The organism is Dolichospermum sp. FACHB-1091, assembly GCF_014697585.1.
Taxonomy (GTDB): Bacteria; Cyanobacteriota; Cyanobacteriia; order Cyanobacteriales; family Nostocaceae; genus Dolichospermum.
The window spans coordinates 85,412-104,491 of record NZ_JACJSB010000004.1 but is presented as its reverse complement, the minus strand read 5'-3'; the positions used below and the strand labels follow the sequence as shown (position 1 = coordinate 104,491).

The 19,080-nt window shown below is 36.4% G+C and carries 20 protein-coding genes and 1 pseudogene; 10 read left to right on the top strand and 11 right to left on the bottom strand.

The genetic code is table 11. The features are described from left to right. Positions 1-8: 8 nt before the first annotated feature. From H6G25_RS03850 to H6G25_RS03830, 5 genes are all read right to left on the bottom strand, one after another. Positions 9-272, bottom strand: a complete 264-nt coding sequence (locus H6G25_RS03850; protein WP_028089732.1) for a hypothetical protein — start codon at positions 270-272, stop codon at positions 9-11. A gap of 10 nt (positions 273-282) precedes the next feature. After that, positions 283-1,251 carry a hypothetical protein gene (locus tag H6G25_RS03845; protein WP_190391328.1) on the bottom strand — a complete coding sequence of 323 codons (969 nt, stop codon included), beginning with the start codon at positions 1,249-1,251 and terminating at the stop codon, positions 283-285. 457 nt (positions 1,252-1,708) lie between these two features. Beyond that, positions 1,709-3,298 (bottom strand): archaeosortase/exosortase family protein, encoded by a 1,590-nt coding sequence (locus H6G25_RS03840; protein WP_190391327.1) that lies wholly within the window; start codon positions 3,296-3,298, stop codon positions 1,709-1,711. Between the two features lie 212 nt (positions 3,299-3,510). Next, positions 3,511-4,233: an HpsJ family protein gene (locus H6G25_RS03835; protein WP_190391326.1), complete on the bottom strand. Its 723-nt coding sequence runs from the start codon at positions 4,231-4,233 to the stop codon at positions 3,511-3,513. Positions 4,234-4,718: 485 nt separating this feature from the next. Then, the gene (locus H6G25_RS03830) at positions 4,719-5,312 is read right to left on the bottom strand and encodes a molybdenum cofactor guanylyltransferase (RefSeq protein WP_190391325.1); all 594 of its coding nucleotides are present in this window, start codon (positions 5,310-5,312) and stop codon (positions 4,719-4,721) included. Between the two features lie 63 nt (positions 5,313-5,375). On the opposite strand from H6G25_RS03830, the gene H6G25_RS03825 reads away from it, so the two are divergent. Both H6G25_RS03825 and H6G25_RS03820 read left to right on the top strand, forming a co-directional pair. Further along, the gene (locus tag H6G25_RS03825) at positions 5,376-5,837 is read left to right on the top strand and encodes a nitrate reductase associated protein (protein WP_190391324.1); all 462 of its coding nucleotides are present in this window, start codon (positions 5,376-5,378) and stop codon (positions 5,835-5,837) included. 135 nt (positions 5,838-5,972) lie between these two features. After that, positions 5,973-6,173 (top strand): RNA-binding S4 domain-containing protein, encoded by a 201-nt coding sequence (locus H6G25_RS03820; protein WP_190391323.1) that lies wholly within the window; start codon positions 5,973-5,975, stop codon positions 6,171-6,173. Positions 6,174-6,257: 84 nt separating this feature from the next. Here H6G25_RS03820 and H6G25_RS03815 read toward each other — a convergent pair whose 3' ends face one another. The 4 genes from H6G25_RS03815 to H6G25_RS03800 form a co-directional block, all read right to left on the bottom strand. After that, positions 6,258-6,986: an ABC transporter ATP-binding protein gene (locus H6G25_RS03815; protein WP_190391322.1), complete on the bottom strand. Its 729-nt coding sequence runs from the start codon at positions 6,984-6,986 to the stop codon at positions 6,258-6,260. 77 nt (positions 6,987-7,063) lie between these two features. Beyond that, positions 7,064-7,291: a ferredoxin family protein gene (locus H6G25_RS03810; protein WP_190391321.1), complete on the bottom strand. Its 228-nt coding sequence runs from the start codon at positions 7,289-7,291 to the stop codon at positions 7,064-7,066. Positions 7,292-7,330: 39 nt separating this feature from the next. Continuing rightward, complete coding sequence (locus H6G25_RS03805; RefSeq protein WP_190391320.1) at positions 7,331-8,536, bottom strand: ATP phosphoribosyltransferase regulatory subunit; 1,206 nt, start codon at positions 8,534-8,536, stop codon at positions 7,331-7,333. Continuing rightward, positions 8,536-9,468 (bottom strand): DnaJ domain-containing protein, encoded by a 933-nt coding sequence (locus tag H6G25_RS03800; RefSeq protein ID WP_190391423.1) that lies wholly within the window; start codon positions 9,466-9,468, stop codon positions 8,536-8,538. The genes H6G25_RS03805 and H6G25_RS03800 overlap by 1 nt, the downstream gene beginning before the upstream one ends. A gap of 388 nt (positions 9,469-9,856) precedes the next feature. Here H6G25_RS03800 and H6G25_RS03795 point away from each other — a divergent pair, with 388 nt between their 5' ends. The 5 genes and pseudogenes from H6G25_RS03795 to H6G25_RS03775 all read left to right on the top strand — a co-directional run bounded on the left by H6G25_RS03795 (position 9,857) and on the right by H6G25_RS03775 (position 14,311). After that, positions 9,857-10,819 (top strand): hydrogenase small subunit, encoded by a 963-nt coding sequence (locus tag H6G25_RS03795; protein ID WP_190391319.1) that lies wholly within the window; start codon positions 9,857-9,859, stop codon positions 10,817-10,819. A 78-nt stretch (positions 10,820-10,897) separates the two neighbouring features. After that, positions 10,898-11,410: pseudogene (locus tag H6G25_RS03790) on the top strand (nickel-dependent hydrogenase large subunit); the annotation flags it as partial. A gap of 292 nt (positions 11,411-11,702) precedes the next feature. Then, positions 11,703-12,113: a hypothetical protein gene (locus tag H6G25_RS03785; RefSeq protein ID WP_190391318.1), complete on the top strand. Its 411-nt coding sequence runs from the start codon at positions 11,703-11,705 to the stop codon at positions 12,111-12,113. 69 nt (positions 12,114-12,182) lie between these two features. Next, positions 12,183-13,739 (top strand): AAA-like domain-containing protein, encoded by a 1,557-nt coding sequence (locus H6G25_RS03780; RefSeq protein WP_190391317.1) that lies wholly within the window; start codon positions 12,183-12,185, stop codon positions 13,737-13,739. Positions 13,740-13,870: 131 nt separating this feature from the next. Next, positions 13,871-14,311: a hypothetical protein gene (locus H6G25_RS03775; protein ID WP_168466052.1), complete on the top strand. Its 441-nt coding sequence runs from the start codon at positions 13,871-13,873 to the stop codon at positions 14,309-14,311. A gap of 100 nt (positions 14,312-14,411) precedes the next feature. Here the strand turns inward: H6G25_RS03775 and H6G25_RS21015 are convergent, their stop codons facing one another. Continuing rightward, a complete protein-coding gene (locus tag H6G25_RS21015) occupies positions 14,412-16,145 on the bottom strand; it encodes a 3'-5' exonuclease (protein WP_242034874.1) in 1,734 nt (577 codons plus the stop codon). A 145-nt stretch (positions 16,146-16,290) separates the two neighbouring features. Here H6G25_RS21015 and H6G25_RS03765 point away from each other — a divergent pair, with 145 nt between their 5' ends. The 3 genes from H6G25_RS03765 (at position 16,291) to H6G25_RS03755 (ending at position 18,630) form a co-directional block, all read left to right on the top strand. Next, complete coding sequence (locus H6G25_RS03765) at positions 16,291-16,578, top strand: hypothetical protein (RefSeq protein ID WP_242034873.1); 288 nt, start codon at positions 16,291-16,293, stop codon at positions 16,576-16,578. Further along, complete coding sequence (locus H6G25_RS03760; protein ID WP_168466051.1) at positions 16,575-16,994, top strand: PIN domain-containing protein; 420 nt, start codon at positions 16,575-16,577, stop codon at positions 16,992-16,994. Before H6G25_RS03765 ends, H6G25_RS03760 begins: the two co-directional genes overlap by 4 nt. Before the next feature lie 79 nt (positions 16,995-17,073). Beyond that, the gene (locus H6G25_RS03755) at positions 17,074-18,630 is read left to right on the top strand and encodes an AAA-like domain-containing protein (protein ID WP_190391316.1); all 1,557 of its coding nucleotides are present in this window, start codon (positions 17,074-17,076) and stop codon (positions 18,628-18,630) included. 41 nt (positions 18,631-18,671) lie between these two features. Here the strand turns inward: H6G25_RS03755 and H6G25_RS03750 are convergent, their stop codons facing one another. Then, positions 18,672-19,040: a hypothetical protein gene (locus H6G25_RS03750; protein WP_028083594.1), complete on the bottom strand. Its 369-nt coding sequence runs from the start codon at positions 19,038-19,040 to the stop codon at positions 18,672-18,674. Positions 19,041-19,080 lie beyond the last annotated feature (40 nt).

Here is a 19,080-nt window from a genome sequence, read left to right as displayed (position 1 = left end):
ATATCCTCCTAGTAATTAGCTAATAAATTCAGGATAAATAACCCTAAAATTACCGCAGGAATTACCCCCGCTGGTGCGAATAAACTACCAATTATGGCTGCAAATTTGTATCCAATATCTTTACCAGCAAGGATAATTCCACCAATTGCACCACCAACCATTGATAAAATTACAGCAATAATTAACCAAGTAAATCCTGTGGTGAAATTTAATTCTGTATTTAGACTATACAGAAAGTTAATAAATTCTGGATCATTGACAAAATCAAACATGATGATTCTCCTATACTTGAATTTCTGCGGCTAAATCTTCTAGTGCTTTACCTACTATTTCTGCTTGTTCTAATTGTTGATTGTCTGTAAATATTTGCCAAGCTTGCTGATAGTATTCTCGCGCTTGCAAAAGATTTCTTTGATTTCCTAATTCCGGTTTTTCAGGATTGTCAGGTAGGTTGAAAAGAACATTAGCTTTGTTAGAAATTGTGTTAGCATATTCTAACGGTGTATCTTGAGGATTACGCACTTTCAAAGCTTCATTGTAAGCCAAAACAGCCCGTAAATTATTGTCTATAGGATGAGAACTTACTAAATATTGTAAAGCATTTCCTAAATTATTTTGCAACATTGCATATTCTCTAGGATGGTCAATGATGTTAATATGTTTGAGAGCAGTTTCAAAAGACTGTATTGCTAAACCTTGACGTAAAGATTCCCGTTCTGATGACATAGGTATAGACAGATAAGCGATCGCTATATTATTATATAAAATCGCATATTCTTGGGGATACTTTTCCCAAGTGAACACTCGCAAAGCCTGATGATAAACATGAATACTATCAGTTATCCGCGCTAAATTTTCGGGAACTAAAGACTGTAAAACCAAACCCAAATTCATTTGGGCTGCTGCCACTTCCTCCGCAGTGGCAAATTGTTGTAAAATTGGCAAAGCTTCCTCATAATCTGCTCGCGCTTCTTGCAACATCTGGGAATCACCATCAGGAATCATTTGTAATGCCCCTGCCTTGCCCACCTTAGCCCGTGCTTTCAGTAAAACATATTCCACCCCACACATTTGATATGCACGGTCAAATAGCCCAACTGCATGGCGTAAATCTTGGGATGTTTTCGGTTTCTTTTGTAAACCTGTCGCAATTTCCATCAGCATTTGGATTTTTTCTGCTGTTGTTGCTGACTCGGAAGATATAGCCGCGATCGCTGCTTTTACCGCTGAATCTGTCATACTAGATATCATAAATTATTCTGGGGAATTAAATTATCAATCAATACTCATACATTTGGGTTATTAACTAAGCTGATTTACGCAGTTTTCGAGTTGATGCAGATTTCTCAATTTATCATTGTTTCATGACAAATTATGAAACCCACTTTTTCGATCAATTTCCTAGCTGAAAGCAAAATTCACCTAAGGTTAAATAGGGAGTTTTTACTTATTTCCTCTTCACGAACTTGAGTACAAAGGCAACAACACCAATATTTTTCACTATAAAACATTTGCTTGATGAAAATCTAGAGTAAATTTACCAATATTAATCTCAGTTTAAAATAATTTACAACTTAATACCATTTCTATGTATAGCAATCCTCCTTATAGGAATTATAAATGATAAATGTAGGGAGGGCAATGCTCACCCTACATTTATTTCAAAAATCAAATATTACTCCTAAAAAATCATTTTCACAAAGGACAACTACAGTTGCAAGTTCGGGAAATTACCCTCCCAATAGGACAATAAAGCCTGCCAAACGGACTCCAATTCAGCTTCAGTACCGTCAGCCCTTGCTAAGGAGATTTGCCCCCAGATACAGCGTCTATCACGGATAGTTTGTTTACCGTTCAAGAGGTTTACCCATTGAGAGGGATTTAGATAAGGACGATAAAAATAAGCTGTGAATTGAGCCACTGTCACTGTACTTTTTCCCATGGAATTAATACAAGCTGTCAAATAGTGATTTTTCTGATCAGAGAACTGTAAATGATAACCTTTAGGGTTCACCTTTGCCAGAGGTTTTATCACCTTGGGTAAATCAGGCAAATAAGTAAACTGCTCATAGTACGACATGATATCACCTAAACTCACGCGGATATAATAAAAATTGACCGTTAAATCCCGTCCAGCTTTTTGGTAATGATAAATTTGCCCAGTCAACATATCCTTCTTCTTATCTGCTTCCACATTTGTAGTTTGTTGAGGGGGATTATTTTCCTTGACTACTTGCTGATAAGAAACAGGTTTACTAGCGGTGAGTTGCCAACCAGGGATAGTAATTTCCGACGGAAAATGATAGACTACGTTTTGACTCAAGCCACCATTGGGATTGATGAGAAAGTTAAGTAAGATAATCAGTGAACCCATACCTGTCAGCACCATTAACCAGGATAATGGCTGGGATTTCTCAGGGGTCGCTTCTGTCACTGACGATGGCATATTATTATTGTTTGGTAATACCAGAAGAATCACTGCGCCAAAGACCAGAAACGAGATTACAAAAAAGATATTACCACCTTGATGACCGTGCCAATAATTAAATGCAGGTTTATCTGACACCACAAGGGCTATAATAACCAATCGGATAATGGAAGAAATCAGGCTAATCGCTACTGAAAGAATAAAAGGTAAATAACTATTTTTCAGTAGAGATGGAAAAAGAATGACCAGCAGAAAAGAAATTTTTAATAGCAAGATCAGAATTGGTACAGCCGTACATTCTGATAAAATCTGAATTGTTCCATTATTAACCCAAACAAAATCAGCCTGAGTAGCCGCATCAAAGCCCAAATACCATAAAACAAAAGAGGTAAGTTTGGCGGAAATGACTGTAATCCGCATCACCATTCCCAAGAATTTTACCAAGATAACAACCAGGGGAAATATGGCAATAATTGCTAAATATTTCCGAAATTGTTTAATTCCCTGAAATCCCGATACTAATAAAACGAAACCAGTGAAAGTGATTAAAGGTAGAAAATACCAGGAAATAGAGACTTCTTGGAATGAAAAATTTCCCTTGATGTAGGGAATTATAATCAAAAGACAACCAATAAAATTATCCGGAAACCTACTAATCAAGGTGAGATTATAGCGTTTCTGGTGAAGATGCCATAGAATACTTCCATATAGTAATAATTCTAAAAACCATTGATTAAAGTTTTTTTCAACTCGCCAATAGAGTGTTAGGTTAATTGAAGAAATCAACCCAAAGACGAATAGAACTAGAAAAGTCTGATTCAGGAACTTAACTTCCTTGAAATTTCCAATTTTACGTTTAATTTCTAACATGATCTACAATGTTTTTAAAGGACTTTCTAAGAGGATGTTTTAAAAGTTTTGGATGGTAATTTTATTTTAGATCCCCCCTCATGACCACCCTTAATCAACAGGATTTAGGGGGATGTGAAAATATTTGATACACCTTTGAGATTTTTAAAACATCCTCTAACCCACATTCCGCAGTGATTTTTCCCTAAACTTTACGACTTTTCAAGTATGCTCTAAAAAGCCGCACCTATTTTGAACCAAATAATCACAAAGGTAAAACTAAGAATGACGAGAGAAATAATTACTCTGCGACTTGTCTTCCACGTACTCAAAGATTTCTCTCTTTTGGTTTTTTCTGTTTCTTTGCGGACACTATCCTTGAAAGTGATTAATTTTTGTTCAATTGCATTTTTAAGTTGAGGATATGGTAAATTTAACTCCTCTGGACTCATTTTTATATTTCTACCTAAAATCTTGAGTTGTTGCTCATTAACCACAGAAGCCAGATTCTTTTCGAGTTGAGTTATTTGTTCAATATTGGTATTTTGCTGTTCGTTAATCTGATCATTGAATGATTTTAGTAAACGTCCTGTATCTAAAAAGACAAGGGGAATTAAAAGCAAAAAGGCAATCCCCATTATCAGAATCACCCAGCGAAAAATTTTCTGAAAAATAACTTCTAGAAGGCGGATATCAGATTGGTTGTCAGTAAAATAGCGAGTAAAAATAAATCCCAAACCAATCAAAAAAACCCAACTGTGTTCAGCAAATAGACTAATGGAATTGAGTTCATTTTCAAAGTTGTTCAACTGGAACTCAGCAATAACCGAGATATAGTCTATAAATGACATGGTAACAAGGACATAACCAATAATCGGTAATATACCAGTGATATCAGGACTACTCAATGATACCTCTCTCACATCAATCCGACGGAAAAGATTCTTGATGTTCATTTGCGCTAATGTTGTTTCTAAGTGGTAGGCTGGGCTGGTTAAATATCTTAACAGTTGCAGTACAATTGACGAGCAAAAGCAGTTAAAAATCCAGTTAAAATTTAGTATACCAAATTAATTCTCGCAGTCATTTGTTACGGATTTACTTTTTTACCCAAAAACATTAATGCAATGACTTTAGGCTATAAAAAATTAAATCTATCTGGGTAACAAATTAAATAAGGTTAAATACTTAAGGTAGATATATTATTTAGTGTAAATTTTAGTACATTTAACCAGAGAAGTTTCTACTAACGTAAGTTGCTAGTTAGGGAAAATGTCTGGGTCAGAATGTCCAGGATTCAAGTATTTACAGGATTAAAACGGAAAATTACTCACCAATGACCTATTACCCATTACCCATTACCAGCCTCAACCAGATAACCAGCAACTTGAGTTACTGTCCGGGCTTGAAGTATCTGCATGGATATAACCTTTACCAAATATTACTGGTTGAAATTAAATAACATTTGGGAATCTAACAAAGGTAAGGTATAAACAGAATAAAGTTCTAACCAGCCTTGAAATGAACGTCCACCTTGTTGAACATACTGATTTAATTCCCTTAGACAACGACTGCGATAAAAACCACATAAAGGTTGCCAGATTGGATAATTTTGTACTAAAGCTGCTATTTTATTCTCTGGAATTGTATCTAATTGACATATCCATGCTTGTAATATTTCTAACCGTAAATTTGGTAAATCACAAGCTAATAAAAGTACCCAATTTGTTTCTACCAATTCCAACCCTTGCATAAAACCTATAAGTGGCCCATGAGTACGAGATTCATTTCCAGTTTCTCCAGTTAGGGGAATTTCTCGAATAAATTGACTTTTAGGTGTTAGCAATTGTTGATAACGCTCAGGCCAGGGGGTGACAATATACACTTTATCCGTGCAAGCTTCAGCAATGTTACAAATTAATTGTAACATGGGTACACCTTGAATAGGAATTAAGGCTTTATCTCTACCCATGCGAGTGCTTTTACCACCGGCTAAAACAATAGTAGTAACATTGTATTTAAAATCAATATTCATAATGGTTGTATTTTATATACAATTCAAAATCGTTATAGTAAATATATAAATATTACCAATTTTATGACAGATTTTTTTGAATTTGAAGCGGACTTTGTTGATTCTTTGCGTTGCATTCCTATGTTAGTGCGCTATAAATTAGATACTTGCGGAATTAAGCTCAAGTTAGCGGAATGGAATCAGATGAGCCAAGAATCACGTCAATATCTAATGATATTACCTTGTGAGACAGATGATCAAATTAATGATTATAGGTATTATATTCAGGAATTGGTATTGCAATTGACTGGTAAACCTGTGGCTGAATTACCAATTGAACCTTGTCCACCATGGCTAGATGTTACTAATATTCCCTGTAGTGTTTACGAAAAAGCTGAGGAAATAGGTGTGATAATTATTGTTGAGGTTTGGGCAAGTTTAACTATTTTACAACGTTTTGCTTTAATTAAACTGAGTCGTCCTAGTCATGAAAATAAAAACTTTTTACCGGCTTTGCAAGAATTTAAATTGTTGCCAAAATCCTAAATCCTGCTATATTGCTATAGGTGATATATTTTTTAAGCTATCAGCTATCAGCAGTCAGCCAAGAGTAGGGTTTGCTGGTAACTGAGAGCTTATCACTAAAGACTTACACACTTTTTAAGTAGTTGCTAAGAGCAGATGATTAAACTCGACCAGTTTTTAAAGTTTATTGGTATAACCTCTACTGGAGGTCAAGCGAAATTATTGATTCTTCATGGTGAGGTGAAAGTTAATGGTATACTGGAAACGCGGAGAGGACGGAAATTAGTGGATGATGATCAGGTGACAATAGGAGGACAAACTTTTAAAGTTGGGGAAATTATATCCCGGACTTCTTAAATAGGGCTGGCTGGATAAATTGAAAATTTTGATCAATCAAGAGTTTCAGGGGTTTAAGATGATTTTGTTCTGATTTGATTTGATTTAATGTCTCTTCCCAGCACCTAAATATAATTCTCCCACTTTTGGATCATGTAATAATTCTCTACCAGGTCCTGAGATAGCGTCTCTTCCTGATTCTAACACATAACCTCGATCTGCCATTTCTAAGGCTTTACGGGCATTTTGCTCTACTAAAACTATAGCAGTTCCCGATTGGTTAATTTCCTTAATTTGCTCAAATACCTGATTTACTAAAATGGGAGATAATGCGGCTGAAGGTTCATCTAGGAGTAGTAAACTAGGTTCTAACATTAATGCTTTCCCCATGGCTAACATTTGTCTTTCTCCTCCAGAAAGAGTCCCCGCTCGTTGACGCAAGCGATCGCTCAATCTCGGAAACATATTGTATATTTTATCTTTAAGGGGTTTTAATGGCGTATTCCTGACAAAAGCCCCCATTTCTAAGTTTTCATCTACGGTTAATGATGGAAAAACATTCGCAATTTGTGGAACATAGGACATACCTTTTTCTACAATTTGATTGGATTTTAAACCTACTAAATTTTGATTTTTAAAGGTAATTTTTCCAGTATGGGGTGTTAATAGTCCAAAAATAGTTTTGATTAATGTTGATTTACCCGCACCATTGGGACCAATTACTGTTACTAATTCTCCATTGGTAACATGAAAGTTGATACCTTGTAAAATGTCTACATCTTTAATATATCCTGCATGGACATTTTCTACTTTTAATAAATAGTTATTCGTCATTTGTTCGTTGTTATTTGTTATTTGTTAGTTGTCAGTTGTCAGTTGTTTTTCTTTTACCACTGACCACTGACCCATGACTATGTTGGGGTTTTTTGCAATTCTGGTCTTTCTTCTGCCAAAATCGCATTTTCTACCGGACAAACTTGGAGACAGATGCCACAATCAATACAAGTAGCAAAATCAATCCAGTACCAATCTGTACCTTTGACGTTTTTCCCTGGACCTTGATGAATACAAGCTACTGGACAAGCACTTACGCAGTCAGCAACACCTTCACAAACGTCTGTAACAATACTATGTGGCATTTTTCCGATTCCTCCTCTTTTTTGTCCGTTATTCTTAACTTATGATCCTGCTTCAATGGTATGAGAACCATCAGCTTTAATCCAAGCAATTTTGGTGATGGAGCGATCGCTTGCATATTGACGAATCGCGCTTACATCCCTCCCGCCTAATTCTATTTCTACTCTCACTAACTCACTATTCTTACGCAATTTTTCCGCATAATCAAAAGCCGCAGCTTCAGCACCAGGAGTTTCTGGAACTACCAACCAATGACTAGCGGGGATATTCTGGGGTAATTGCTGATTAAATGAGAGAATTTGGTATAAATCATCAATACTCAGTTCAAAGCCGATACCGGGAATACTTTCATTCTGGGGATGATATAAACCTAGTAATTGGTCATAGCGACCACCTCTTCCTAAAACTTGTGCCTGAAAATTTGTATCACTCACTACTTCAAATACAATACCTGTGTAGTAGTCAATGGTTTGAATTAGGCTTAAATCAAGGATTAAGGGGAATTTACCCTCCAGTAATTCTACTAGAGATTTGAGATTATTTATTGCTTCCTGCTGGTCTGGTTCAAGATGCAAACTGCTGACTTTTTCTAAAACCTCTCGACTATCACCTCGCAAATCTAACATGATTTTAGCCCGCCGGTGTAGTTCATCGCTCAGAGGCAAGGTATCAAGAGTTACATAATCTAAATGAGCGATCGCAGTACGGACTTGATTTCTAATTTCCGGGGGAAAAGCATTAAACAGGGAGCGAGTAATTCCCGCTTCCCCTAGAATTAACCGCCACCCTTGTAAATCCAAGGCTGTGAAACAATCAGCTACTAACAGCAATACTTCCGCATTAGCTAATAATCCTCCCGCTCCCAGTAACTCCACCCCAGCTTGATAATACTCTTGTTGACGATTATGGCGGCCTTCCCAATTGCGACGAAACACATTAGCATTGTAATAGAGTCGCTGGGGATAGGTCGCATTTGTCATGCGAGTTACCACTGTCCGGGCGATAGAAGCCGTCAATTCTGGACGCAATCCCAATTCTTCATTTTGACCATTTTGGAGTTGAATCACCATCTGACGCTGAATTGCTTCACCGGCCATTAAGGTATCCATTCTTTCCAGGGTTGAGGTGATGATCCTGTGATATCCCCAACGCTGAAATACTTGTTCTAATCTATCTTCAATCCAGCGTTTTTGCGCTACATCTAAAGGTAATAGATCCCTGGCTCCCGCTGCTGGTTGATACACCATTATTTTTTCTTCCCACCAAACAAACCGCCAAACAAACCGCCATTTCCAGACTTATCTGGTTGCTTCTCTTCATTTTTAGGAGAGTAATTCACTGAAGAATCACTACTTGTCTTTCCTAAAGCCTGATCTACCTTGGGTTTCCACTCCAAAGCGATGTTATCATTAGGATTTAACTTCAGAGCGTTATCAAAGTGAATTTTCGCCATTTTCAGTTGATTTTGCTTTAAATATACCATTGCCATCAAGCTATGGCAATGACTATTTCTTGGCTCTAATTTTAAGGCATCCTGTAATTCTACAGTGGCTTGGGACAATTGGTCTGTTTCTAGTAAATTTTGAGCGCGACGCAGGTATTTTTCTGTTAAGGATTCTTCTTTTAATGGTAAAGTTGGAGATGAAGGTAATTTTTGACCAGGATTATGAGGCTGACTAGATGGGGGCTTAGTTATTAGTTCTTCTGATGTCCTCATCAGGTAAACTAGATTTAACTCACTAATTTCACTGATAATCTTGTGTGCTTGTTGTAAATCATTAAATTGAGTTTCAGCAATTTGGGCGATCGCTTTTTGATATGACACACTAACATTGGCAGCCGCTAACAATTCCTTGGCTAATTGGGTCTCAACCTTGATTGATGCTGCTTCCTGTGCCAATCGCTTACCCATTTGTGACAAAATTAATAGATATTCCCGACGTTTTTTTTCTCCAGTTAATTTCTGATAAGCCGGGTTGACTAGTTTTGATAACAGGCTATTAGCTATCTGTTTTTCCAAGTCACCCGCTAGATTAGAAGTATCTGGGTGCAATATCTGAGCTATTTGTAAATAACGTTGACGAATCTCCTTGATTTCCGCATTAATTGGCACACATAAAACTGCGTGATGATCTATGAAATCATCGGTAAATAATCCAGAAGTTATTTTTGACGACATTGTTATAGACGACATTGTTATAGTTACTGCACCGATGGATATATTTCTAGTTTACAAGGAATGAGGACGAGTTTCAAATAACAGAAAATATTAAAAAATTCGGACTATCCTCACAAAAAAATAGTATTGCATTAAAATAACAAATATAGCGATAATAAAATGTGCTCGTCCAAAGAGCCGTAGAAATACACTTCTCCCTTTTTTCCTCCTCTATTATCTCTGTGCCTGAAGTGGTTCGCTAATACAAATGTTGCTCACAAATCAAATAGGAGTTCTATATTGATCAATAGGTCAACCTCTACATCCTAGATTCTCAAAAAAGAGCAATTATACCCCTCGAAAACTTCCTTAATTCTCCATTGTCAACATATATAAAAATACATAGCTAATGACTAATGTACTCTGGCTACAAGGTGGTGCTTGTTCAGGTAACACCATGTCATTTCTGAATGCGGAAGAACCGACAGCTTGTGATTTAATTGCTGACTTCGGCATGAAAATACTTTGGCATCCTTCCTTGGGTTTAGAATTGGGTGATAACGTCCAAACTATGTTATGGGACTGTATTTTAGGGAAAACGCCCCTGGATATTTTAGTATTTGAAGGCAGCGTAGTTAACGCCCCTAATGGTACAGGAGAATGGAACCGGTTTGCAGACCGTCCCATGAAAGATTGGTTAAACGATTTAGCCAAAGTTGCCAAATTCATTGTCGCAGTAGGAGACTGTGCGACCTGGGGGGGAATTCCCGCAATGTCACCCAACCCCAGCGACTCCAAAGGACTACAATTTCTGAAACGGGAAAAAGGCGGTTTTTTCGGTTCAGATTTTGTCAGTCAAGGTGGTTTACCCGTCATTAATATTCCCGGTTGTCCCGCACACCCCGACTGGATAACGCAGATATTAGTAGCGATCGCCACCGGACGAATTGATGATATAGTTCTCGATGAACTACATCGTCCCCAAACCTTCTTTAACACCTTCACCCAAACCGGTTGTACCCGCAACATTCACTTTGCATACAAAGCCACAACCGGGGAATTTGGCCAACGGAAGGGTTGTCTATTTTACGACTTAGGTTGTCGTGGACCCATGACCCGTTCTTCCTGTAACCGTATTCTTTGGAACCGCGTCTCCTCCAAAACCCGCGCTGGAATGCCCTGTTTAGGCTGTACAGAACCGGAATTTCCCTTTTTTGACCTTGAACCCGGAACAGTTTTTAAAACCCAAACCGTCATGGGAGTACCCAAAGAAATACCCCCCGGAGTCAACCATAAAGATTACGCAGTGCTTACCGTTGTCGCCAAAGACACAGCCCCAAAATGGGCAGAGGAAGACTTTTTTACCGTTTAGTTATTAGTCATTGGTCATTAGTAGAAACAATTACCAATTACCAATTACCAATTACCAATTACCAATTACCCAGAAAATATGCCAATTCAAACCTTAGATATTTCACCCGTTGGTAGAGTCGAGGGTGATTTAGATGTGCGTGTCGAAATCGAAAATGGATATGTCACAAACGCCTGGACTCATGCCGAACTTTTTCGGGGTTTTGAAATCATTTTACGCGGAAAAGATCCCCAAGCCGGCTTAATTGTTACTCCCAGAATTTGTGGAATTTGTGGCGGTTCTCACCTCAGTTCCGCCTCTTGGGCATTGGACACAGCTTGGGGAACAGAAGTTCCCAGAAATGCAATTTTAGCGAGAAACTTAGGGCAAATTGTCGAAACAATTCAAAGTATTCCTCGCTATTTTTACGGACTATTTGCCATTGATTTAACTAATAAAAATTATCGCCGCAGTCACTTTTATGATGAAGCTTGTCGGCGCTTTGCTGCTTTCACAGGTAAATCCTATGAAATCGGCATTACCATTTCTGGAAAACCTGTGGAAATTTACGCTTTATTAGGTGGACAATGGCCGCACAGCAGTTATATGGTAATAAATTAAGGAATCGCTGATATAGTCAGGATTTTTGAGGATAGGTTTGATTATTCCCTGATTTTTCCTTAAATAGCTACATCATAAGTCCATTTATTTTTATCTACTAACGGCTATTTGGTGTTTTCAACCGTTACCTAATTTTTCCCTAACCCTGGAATAGCCACTGGAAGAGATTACTAGGTCGCCCTAGTTCTCACCGGGACACTCTGCGATCGCATAACTATGATAAATTTTTAGTAAGCAAAGAATAATCTAATCTACCTATCCTCTTTTAATCTCCTTCCTGATTATGAATTTTAAACGATGGCAAGAACTCAAGCAAATCCTCACTGAAGAAAAAGATTTGTCTAACATCTGGACATATTACATGGATCATTTTGCGGATCATCCCGAATTCATCAACTTGGGTAAACCTAGCCAGAATCAATATATAGATGCAGTTGTCAAAAAAACCTGTCAACAACTATTTGGTCAAAACGTCAAAATTACCAATTCTCTCCTTATCCATATTCCCCGACATCAATTTTTCCATGGACCATTGCAAGCAAGCGGACGAATTGGTGGTGTGATTTTCTTTGAGGATATCAAAGTCGGTTTAATGGGTATTTCCGCACACTTTCCCCCAACTAGTGAGGTGAAATATTCCCGGTTTACCGAAGTCATGGATCTATCACCACCAACAGGTCACGATTTAAATTGAAGCCTTCCTGACCCGCCCCAACCTGAAAATAGTCTAAACTTAAATTGTTCACCTATTACCAAAATCATCATGACTCGCTGGTTTAATATTGCAGGTCCTTGTGAAGACGATATCCACTATATGCTCTCTCCCACAATACGACTACCAGATTTGGAGGAGCTAATTCAACAACGTAGTTATTTTGTCCTTCATGCACCGCGACAAACGGGAAAAACCACTGCCATGTTATCCCTAGCAAAGCAACTTACTGATACAGGAAATTATGCAGCAGTCATGGTATCAGCAGAGGTAGGAAGTGCATTTAATCATGATCCCAGTGCAGCAGAATTAGCAATTTTGGGAACTTGGTATGATACTATTTCTATACGTTTACCCAAAGAATTTCAACCACCTGTTAAACAATGGCAACAGGAAGAACCAGGAAGTAGAATTAAAACTTTTTTATCAGGTTGGGCAAAAGCCATAAATCGTCCTTTAATATTATTTATAGATGAAATTGATTCTTTACAAGACCAAACATTAATTTCTATTTTACGACAATTAAGAGATGGTTTTCCTAACCGTCCCGAAAATTTTCCCTCATCTGTAGGATTAATTGGTTTACGAGATGTACGAGATTATAAAGTAGCATCGGGAGGTAGTGACAGATTAAATACATCTAGTCCTTTTAATATTAAAGTTGCTTCTATTACTATGCGAGATTTTAATATTGAAGAAGTAGGAGAATTATATCAACAACATACAGCAGCAACAGGACAAATTTTCACACCAGAAGCTATAGAAACAGCTTATGATTTAACTCAAGGACAACCTTGGTTAGTGAATGCTTTGGCTAAAGAAGTTGTAGAAAAAATGGTTAAAGATAGAACTATTACTATTACCAAAGAACACATTTTACAAGCAAAAGAAATATTAATTACTCGTCAAGATACTCATTTAGATAGTTTAGCTGAACGGTTACGAGAACCCAGGATAAAAGCAATTATTGAACCAATGTTAGCAGGTTTAGAATTAGGAAATATACCCAACGATGATATTCAATTTGTGATTGATTTAGGATTATGTAAAATGCACCCCTATGGAGGTTTAACTATTGCTAATCCCATTTATCGGGAAGTGTTACCCAGAGTATTAACAGTCACACCAATGGCTTCTTTACCAATGATTGCACCGACTTGGTTAACTGCGGAAGGAGAGTTAAATATAGATACTTTATTAACAGCATTTCTCAAATTTTGGCGACAGCACGGAGAACCGTTATTAGGTAGTACGGGATATCATGAAATTGCCCCGCATATTGTATTAATGGCTTTTTTACATCGTGTTATTAATGGTGGGGGACTTTTAGAAAGGGAATATGCCATTGGTAGCGATAGAATGGATTTATGTCTGCGTTATAAAGATGTAACTTTGGGTATTGAGTTAAAGGTATGGCGGGATAAAAAACGCGATCCTCAAGCTGATGGTATTGAACAATTAGAATCTTATTTAGCTCGTTTGGGTTTAGATTTTGGTTGGTTATTTGTGTTTGATAGGCGGAAAAATGCTTTACCAATGGAAGAAAGGTTATCAACTGAAGTTGTGGTGACGGAAAATCAATATAGAATTACTGTGATTCGGGCTTGAGTGTTATTGACTGAAATTATACTTACTTAACAGGAGAAATTAGCTTATAACCAGATTTACAGAATGGAATTATTTAAAATACTTAGACTATAATTATAATTAGTCTAAAAACACTTTGCTAATGAATATTTATGAATAGAAAAAAATCCAGTGGTGATACTTTTGGTGTTCCTAACCGTAGTGGTGATACTTTTGGTTTTTCTAAGCCTAGAGGTATAAATGGGATAAAAAGCAAAAAGAACAAGCCTATTTCACAACCGTCAATGTCAGCATCTACAATAGAACTTATAAAGCAAGCAATGAATCAAAAACGCTTGATTGAGTTTTATTATCAAGAATTACATCGTATTGCAGAACCTCACATTATAGGATTAAAAAATGAATTACTACAGGTATTAGTGTATCAAATCAGGGGAGAAAGTAATTCAATGAAGCTTCCCGATTGGAGACGTATGAATCTTGATGATATGTCATGCGTTCAGATTATTGATGAGACTTTCTTTAATAAGGTGCTATCTTCTTCTGATAGCCACAGTTCATGGGATGAAATCCTATTTACTCTTGATGAATAAATTTTAAAACTATATCCATTATTAAAATCCATAAATGCAATACATTCCCCTAATTATATCCTGAGTTATTGGGGGAATTTTTGTACCAGATTGATTGCTGTTACTCCTCATTTTCATTAACCAAGTAGTATTGACCTTGATTTACATGATAAACTTCTGATTTATTTTCCTCATCGTCACAAAACCTTACTTCAATTCCCAGAGCTTGAGAAATCCAACTTGCATTATTAAAATATTCTGGAACTGAAAAACCTTCTGCTGGATAGGTACGATACCAAACTTTTTTTGTTTTATTCCATCCATAACCTTCAGCTTTCAACAAATGGCTAATTGTATAAGTACCATTGCTACCTTTGCCATCTTGATTACCAACTTTAACAGTAATGTACCGTATAGTCCCCACACCAATAAAAGTTTGATAATCTGACCAATTTAATACAGAAATTTCCGTTCTGCTGTTTAATTCGTCAAGAAAAGGTGATGAATTGGTACTTTCTGTGACAATAAATAAAGTTTCAACTGCACGAGTTAAAGCCACATAAAATAAACGTCTTTCTTCATTTACTACAGACTCAATGCTATCACCAAACACACGGGTAAACATTAAATCAGGATGTATCAAGGGATAACAACGAGGAATAGCATCAAGTATTATAACTACATCTTTTTGAAGACCTTTATATTTGTGTGCAGTTGATATAGTTACTGAATTTCTTGATTCTTCAGGAAGGTATGAGTGCAGTAATTCTAAAAAACTACCAAGTGTACCATTTTTATATTTACTCTTTTGATTTTTATAATTCACATACCAAAGTAAACTATTTTTTCGACTGAGTAATACTACTTTTTTACCTTCTTTAATAGTCTTGTTAATTAGACGTAAGATGGCAGGTGTTATATTATCTCCAGGATAATTTTCTTGCTCTGTGGGAGTTGGTTTAAAGCTAGACATATCAGCAATATTTACTATTCCTGACGTGGTTTTATGAGCGCGAGCAGGAGTACCCAACCCTTGCATTAACTTATTACCAATATCAACAATAGAAGTAGCTGAACGGTAATTTGTAGATATATTTAATTGCTGTGATGGTTGGAAAAATTGATGAAAATTCTGATAAAATCGGAGGTCAGAACCAGCAAAACCATTTATTGCTTGCCAGTCATCACCAACACAGAAAAATAGTGCTTGAGGATTTTGCTTTCTGATGGCTTCTATTCTTAGTAAGAATTTAGACGTTCTCAAATGTTTTATTTCAATAACTTTTCCTTGTTGGCGAAATGTTACACCTTGTATATCTTGTCTGGAATGTTCATATTCAAGTTTGTTATCAAAACGACTAACTTCTCTTCCAATCAAAAGATTCCAGAGATGATCATTATCACCAATAATTTCTGCAAGTTTTTGAACAGTATCAATGTTAAGAAGGTTATTATTAAATTCATCATTTTGGTTTTCTATTAAAGGTATTTTTTTCTCTTGTCTGCTTTCCTTCAAGTTTGTTATTAGTGTTAAGTCAAAAATATTTTCTTGCATTAAAGGAGGTGAGATTTGATTAAACATTTGAATAAATTGATTTTTTTCATACATCAAAATATATCCAGTTCCATAATCTACTCTTAGTAATAATTTAGAAGTTTTCAAATGTTTTATTTCAATAACTTTTCCTTCTTTGCGAAATGTTGTACCCTGGATATCTTTTGTGGAATGTTTGTCTTTAAAGTGGTTATCAAAGCGACTAACTTCTCTTCCAACCAGAAGACTCCAGAGGTGATCATTATCACCAATAACCTCTGCAAACTTTTGAACAGTATCAATCTGTGAACTGCTATCCATAAGCACACCTCTATCATAATCAGCAATTGTGACTAAATTGCTAACAGTATTATTTTAGATAATTGGTATAATTATAACATATACAGGGTACAATTTAACATTTGCTCAACGTGAGATAATCTAAAAATAGAATCTAATAAAAAACATGATGCAAGCATACAAACTCAAAGGAAAAATTGATCAATCTGGTAACTTGCTGATTACCGAACCCTTGAATTTACCCCCCGGAAATGTGGAAATTGTAGTTTGGCCAGCTACAGATACCCATGATCATACCACAGCCCCAACCAGTGAACCAGCACCAGAGACACCAAAAAGAAAATCTAGGATTAAAGCATTTCAGGGTTTATTTGAAAATGCTCCTCCTGTTCCAGCAGATTTTGATCCAGATCAAGCTAAATGGGAATATTTAAAGGAGAAACATAACCTGTGAAAATCCTGATAGATACTAATATCATTATTGATAATGCCTTGGAAAGAGAACCTTTTTGGAATGCAAGTGAACAAGTTTTATCACTAATTGAACAAGGCACAATTGTAGGTTATATTTCCGCCTCAACTTTTAGTGATTTGTATTACATTATCCGTAAGGCAAGAGGTCGAGACTGGACGCTTACTTATTTAAACCAGCTAATTACCTTTTGTCAAATTGCTACGGTAAATCAGGCTGCAATTACAATGGCTTTCACAACCAATTTTAAGGATTTTGAAGATTCTATTCAATACTCTACTGCGGTAGTTAATCAATTGGATGCAATTATTACCCGTAATCCTCAAGATTTTCCCATTGTCACACCACGAATTATCACTCCTGAACAATTAATTGCGGAATTAACCAACTCTCATTAGCAAATTGGTGGTTTTAATAATATATCGGGAGCATAACAATTGTGTAAACTTAAAGAGTTCACTAAATAATAAAATCATCATGACTCGCTGGTTTAATATTGCAGGTCCATGTAACCCTAAAAAAAACTATACACTCTCAACCACCAGTCGTTTACCCGACTTATCAATGTTAATTGAACAAGAAAGTTATTTTGTCCTTCATGCACCGCGACAAACGGGAAAAACCACTGCCATGTTATCCCTAGCAAAGCAACTTACTGATACAGGAAATTATGCAGCAGTCATGGTATCAGCAGAGGTAGGAAGTGCATTTAATCATGATCCCAGTGCAGCAGAATTAGCAATTTTGGGAACTTGGTATGATACTATTTCTATACGTTTACCCAAAGAATTTCAACCACCTGTTAAACAATGGCAACAGGAAGAACCAGGAAGTAGAATTAAAACTTTTTTATCAGGTTGGGCAAAAGCCATAAATCGTCCTTTAATATTATTTATAGATGAAATTGATTCTTTACAAGACCAAACATTAATTTCTATTTTACGACAATTAAGAGATGGTTTTCCTAACCGTCCCGAAAATTTTCCCTCATCTGTAGGATTAATTGGTTTACGAGATGTACGAGATTATAAAGTAGCATCGGGAGGTAGTGACAGATTAAATACATCTAGTCCTTTTAATATTAAAGTTGCTTCTATTACTATGCGAGATTTTAATATTGAAGAAGTAGGAGAATTATATCAACAACATACAGAAGCAACAGGACAAATTTTCACACCAGAAGCTATAGAAACAGCTTATGATTTAACTCAAGGACAACCTTGGTTAGTGAATGCTTTGGCTAAAGAAGTTGTAGAAAAAATGGTTAAAGATAGAACTATTACTATTACCAAAGAACACATTTTACAAGCAAAAGAAATATTAATTACTCGTCAAGATACTCATTTAGATAGTTTAGCTGAACGGTTACGAGAACCCAGGATAAAAGCAATTATTGAACCAATGTTAGCAGGTTTAGAATTAGGAAATATACCCAACGATGATATTCAATTTGTGATTGATTTAGGATTATGTAAAATGCACCCCTACGGTGGATTAACTATTGCTAATCCCATTTATCGGGAAGTGTTACCCAGGGTTTTAACAGTGACACCAATGGCATCTTTACCAATGATTGCACCGACTTGGTTAACTGCGGAAGGAGAGTTAAATATAGATACTTTATTAACAGCATTTCTCAAATTTTGGCGACAGCACGGAGAACCGTTATTAGGTAGTACGGGATATCATGAAATTGCCCCGCATATTGTATTAATGGCTTTTTTACATCGTGTTATTAATGGTGGGGGACTTTTAGAAAGGGAATATGCCATTGGTAGCGATAGAATGGATTTATGTCTGCGTTATAAAGATGTAACTTTGGGTATTGAGTTAAAGGTATGGCGGGATAAAAAACGCGATCCTCAAGCTGATGGTATTGAACAATTAGAATCTTATTTAGCTCGTTTGGGTTTAGATTTTGGTTGGTTATTTGTGTTTGATAGGCGGAAAAATGCTTTACCAATGGAAGAAAGGTTATCAACTGAAGTTGTGGTGACGGAAAATCAATATAGAATTACTGTGATTCGGGCGTGAGTATTTTTAAAAGGAGGATATCAAGGTTAAGAGATGGGAATTTAAACCAGAACTCGTGCCATTTCCCTAATTCGATTTGCCCAGGTTTGAGACAAGGTGGAAATTTCCAGACGACTAGAATCACTTGCCCAAGTTGATAACCAATGAATATGCCATTTGGATAATTGACGTTGTATTTGAGCTAATTCAAAAGCATTATCTACATCTAAATCAATGGCTGTCAATTCTAAAAACACTTTACTTTCTCGAATAATTTCAAGTACCGCTTCTCCATTAAATTCATCTAAACTGAGAGATGCCATTTGCAGAAAGTTCTGTGCTAATTTTTCCAGACGTACAGAAAGACGATAGCTTCGCTCGCCTTCGGCAACACAACGAAAGGTAATTTGTTCTACAGTCCAGTTATTCATAAACCTCCTAATAATTTGTGGATGATTTGTTTCACTTCCG